The sequence below is a fragment of the Fibrobacter sp. genome (genome assembly GCF_017545445.1).
Taxonomy (GTDB): Bacteria; Fibrobacterota; Fibrobacteria; order Fibrobacterales; family Fibrobacteraceae; genus Fibrobacter.
On record NZ_JAFWOM010000012.1, the window covers coordinates 1 to 3,069 of the forward strand.

A 3,069-nucleotide genomic window follows, 5' to 3' on the forward strand; every position below is an offset into this window, starting at 1 on the left:
TGTGGTTTAGCAAGTCCAGGTTGAAGGAATGGCTCAACAATGTCATTTCCAGCGGCGGCATCGCCGTATGTGCGAGAAAGACGCACTTCACGATGGACGAATTTTAGGAAGATACCTCCTTGACGCACGAAGGCCCTGGCTTATGCCGGGGCCTTTTCTATTTTTGTTTCAAATGGAGAATGAAGCTATGGCTCAAAAGTTAAAAACAGTTCAAAAAGCGTGGATTGAACATATTAAGGCAAGCAATCGGATAAAAAAACTGATTAGGGGAACGTCAAATATAATGGGCGATTACTCTGAGTTTCTTATAAGAAAACTGTATAAAGCGGAAAAAATGCCCAATTCGAATAAAAGTTTTGATTTGAAATGTGAAGATGGAACTCGGATTCAAGTGAAATCGAGACAAGTTTCTATCGGGAAAACAGACAAATCGTTGAATGTTTTTCGCTCTTGGGATTTTGATTTGCTCGTTGTTGTGTTGTTTTGGGATGATGGTTCGTTATATAAAGTTATTGAGATGAAAGCTGACGATGCAAAAACTTTTAGAACGCCTAATAAACATCAAAACGGATTTATAATTCATACTTCAAAAGAATTTCTTGAATGTCGCGAGGCAAATGACAGAACTGCTGAAATGAAAAAAATGATTGACGAAGAATAATTATTTGTAATTATGGTCGAGATTGAACATGCATTGAGGAACTATCAGGTGAATCCGAATGATTTGGATTTGGGTTACGCGATGGCAGCTCTGGCCCGAAAGACGAAAGCACATTATCGTGAACTGGGGGGCAACCTAAAGAAGGAAGCTGCCACGCTCGGCAAGACTTTCGCGGTTGATTTGAAAATCGGTAAATGGCCTGATGTTCTTGACGGAAAGTTTGAGGACAACTTTAAAACAAAGACAGTTTCGTTCTTGAAGAAAATAAACGGCGATGTGCATAAGGCTGCGGAGTTGATGCTCAAACAGTGCCTCAACACCGTTGAAAAGAATGCTGGTTTGAAGAAACCTTAAAGACGACTAAACAGGAAGAATACCAGTCCCCATGCAGCAACGACTGCAAAGCCGCCAATAACAATTAAAGAACCAAGAACGAGGCAGAAGGAACGGAATGTTTCGGGCTTCGATTTATGTTCTTGAAGCGGTACGAAAAGCATTTCGTAAAGACCGAGAATAAGGTTTTTCCATGCGTCTATAGTTTCTTTAATCATGCTTCAAAAATAGCTCTATCTGTTTGTAAAAATGGGGCTGTCTTGAGCTCGAATTAACAGAAAATAGGTAATTTTTGTAAATAAACTGGCTAAATTCAGCAATACCCTTGACAATGTATGTTTTTTTTTACATTCAGTATCAAAAACAAACAAAGGGACGGAAATGGAAATAGCAATCTTTCTTGCCGCAGTGGCAGTCGTTTTATCCATCATAGCTTTAGTTCTTGCGAAAAAGAAAAATGCTCCCAAAAAGGAAACTGCTGAAGAATATTACGCAAGAAGGCTAAAGTCTTTCCGAATGTATTTCACTTCTGTATATCGAGCTTTTCCAGACAGTGAAGATAAGGTTAATTATGAAAAAATGGAAGCGGTTTCTGGAAAAGGTTATATAACTCTTAATGAAAATGAATTAGTTATCAGAACCTTCGGAAAGGATGAAAAAGTTCGCGATGAGCATTACATGGTTGCTTTTGGCGAAAGAGAACAAGACGAAAAATCATTTTGGCTAAGAGTTGATACTTTTGATGCGGCAGGGGTGTTTAGCTTTGTAAGTATTGGAAGGGATTTCAAAGAGGTCTATTTTAGACAAAAAGATTATGCCCGAAAGTTTGTTTACAACCCCGAACAGATAAGTATGGATTAAAAAAAGCTCGCTTCTGCGAGCCTTTTTTATTTTTTGTTGAGAGCCTTTTCCAGGTCGTCTTGCAGCAGGTGACTGTAGGTGTCCAAAGTCTGGCGCACGTCTTCATGACGCATCAACTGCTGAACGATTTTCGGGCCAACGCCGGAACGGATAAGGTTGGAGGCGAAAGAGTGTCTCCACTTGTGGTTCGTCGCGTCGTCGCTCTTATATCCCGCAGCTTCCACTGCAATTCGCAGCGTTTCGTTGCACCTGTCCGCATGGTCGAAACGGGCTGTCGCGAACATGCCGTCTTTCAGCTTGCCGTAGCGCTTGATTTCCGCCTTGAGGCGGTCGCTAATCGGAAGGAACGCTTCCTTGTCGCCCTTGCCGACGACGCGCATCTTTCCGTCCTCCTGGATGCACGACGGCCCGAAGCGGCAAGCCTCCGCATGACGCAAGCCAGCGAAAGCCATGACCGACCAGAACAGTCTAAATTCCGGGTCGGGCGCGTTGTCGAGAATCCTTTCAATCTGTTCGGGAGTCCAGAACGCCTTGGCGCGTTTCGGAACCTTGGGGAACGCCACGTCGCGGAACGGGTTGTAGTCGCCCAGGTCGTAAATCTTAGCCGCCCACTGGCAGAACTGGCTTGTGCAGCGAACCATTTCGTGCTGGGACTTGGGAGCGTACCTTTCGGACAGCCACACCGCCCAGTTCGTCGCCTGTTCCGCATCGAAGCGCATGAGCGTCTTGATGCCGTTTGCGTCAAGCCATTCCCTGAATGTCTTGAGTCGGTACTTGTAAGCGAGGTGGGTCTTGGAGTCGTCGCCCTTGGACGCCGCGACAGAATCCAGGAACTTCGGGAGCGCCTCGTCGAAGCCCCTGTCCTTCGGCATGAGCTTGCGGCGGATTTCCTCGGGCATGAACCTGGCCGCGTTCATCATGTTCAGCCATTCCTGTGCGTCGCTCTTGCGCTTGGTTTTAAGGCTTATGTAGGAGAACTCGCCATCCTCCGCGATTCTCCCGTACCATGTAAGGTTGCCGCGGTACTTGTACCGCTGCGATATGCTGTAGCTTTTCATACAAACAAATCTACTAAAATTTGCCTAAAAGTCGGCTCACAAAAAGCTCACAAATGTCTCACATCATACCCGATTTTTGGCGGTTTCCCCCGTCTTTCGGGAAAAACCATTACAAGCGACGGAGAACCGCGACAGACAGTCCAAATCGCGCCGGAA

General features: G+C 45.3%; 5 protein-coding genes. 3 read left to right on the plus strand and 2 right to left on the minus strand.

The window, feature by feature from the left end; translation table 11 throughout:
- The first annotated feature begins 187 nt into the window (after positions 1-187).
- Together IKG78_RS01390 and IKG78_RS01395 are read left to right on the plus strand one after the other, a co-directional pair.
- On the plus strand, positions 188-661 hold the full coding sequence (locus IKG78_RS01390; protein WP_290938384.1) for a hypothetical protein: 474 nt from the start codon (positions 188-190) through the stop codon (positions 659-661).
- A 12-nt stretch (positions 662-673) separates the two neighbouring features.
- Entirely contained in the window at positions 674-1,015 is a 342-nt protein-coding gene (locus IKG78_RS01395) for a hypothetical protein (protein WP_290938386.1), read from the plus strand.
- On the opposite strand, the gene IKG78_RS01400 is transcribed toward IKG78_RS01395, so the two are convergent.
- Positions 1,012-1,212 (minus strand): hypothetical protein, encoded by a 201-nt coding sequence (locus IKG78_RS01400; protein WP_290938388.1) that lies wholly within the window; start codon positions 1,210-1,212, stop codon positions 1,012-1,014. The two genes, IKG78_RS01395 and IKG78_RS01400, sit on opposite strands and share 4 nt — an antisense overlap.
- Positions 1,213-1,375: 163 nt before the next feature.
- Between IKG78_RS01400 and IKG78_RS01405 the strand changes: the two genes are divergently transcribed.
- On the plus strand, positions 1,376-1,855 hold the full coding sequence (locus IKG78_RS01405; protein ID WP_290938390.1) for a hypothetical protein: 480 nt from the start codon (positions 1,376-1,378) through the stop codon (positions 1,853-1,855).
- Between the two features lie 26 nt (positions 1,856-1,881).
- Here the strand turns inward: IKG78_RS01405 and IKG78_RS01410 are convergent, their stop codons facing one another.
- The gene (locus IKG78_RS01410; protein ID WP_173371514.1) at positions 1,882-2,913 is read right to left on the minus strand and encodes a tyrosine-type recombinase/integrase; all 1,032 of its coding nucleotides are present in this window, start codon (positions 2,911-2,913) and stop codon (positions 1,882-1,884) included.
- Positions 2,914-3,069 lie beyond the last annotated feature (156 nt).

Bases quoted from the DNA above. Each gene is read 5' to 3' on its own strand.
- IKG78_RS01390 (WP_290938384.1), top strand. From the start codon at position 188: ATGGCTCAAAAGTTAAAAACAGTTCAAAAAGCGTGGATTGAACATATT.
- IKG78_RS01395 (WP_290938386.1), top strand. From the start codon at position 674: ATGGTCGAGATTGAACATGCATTGAGGAACTATCAGGTGAATCCGAAT.
- IKG78_RS01400 (WP_290938388.1), bottom strand. From the start codon at position 1,212: ATGATTAAAGAAACTATAGACGCATGGAAAAACCTTATTCTCGGTCTT.
- IKG78_RS01405 (WP_290938390.1), top strand. From the start codon at position 1,376: ATGGAAATAGCAATCTTTCTTGCCGCAGTGGCAGTCGTTTTATCCATC.
- IKG78_RS01410 (WP_173371514.1), bottom strand. From the start codon at position 2,913: ATGAAAAGCTACAGCATATCGCAGCGGTACAAGTACCGCGGCAACCTT.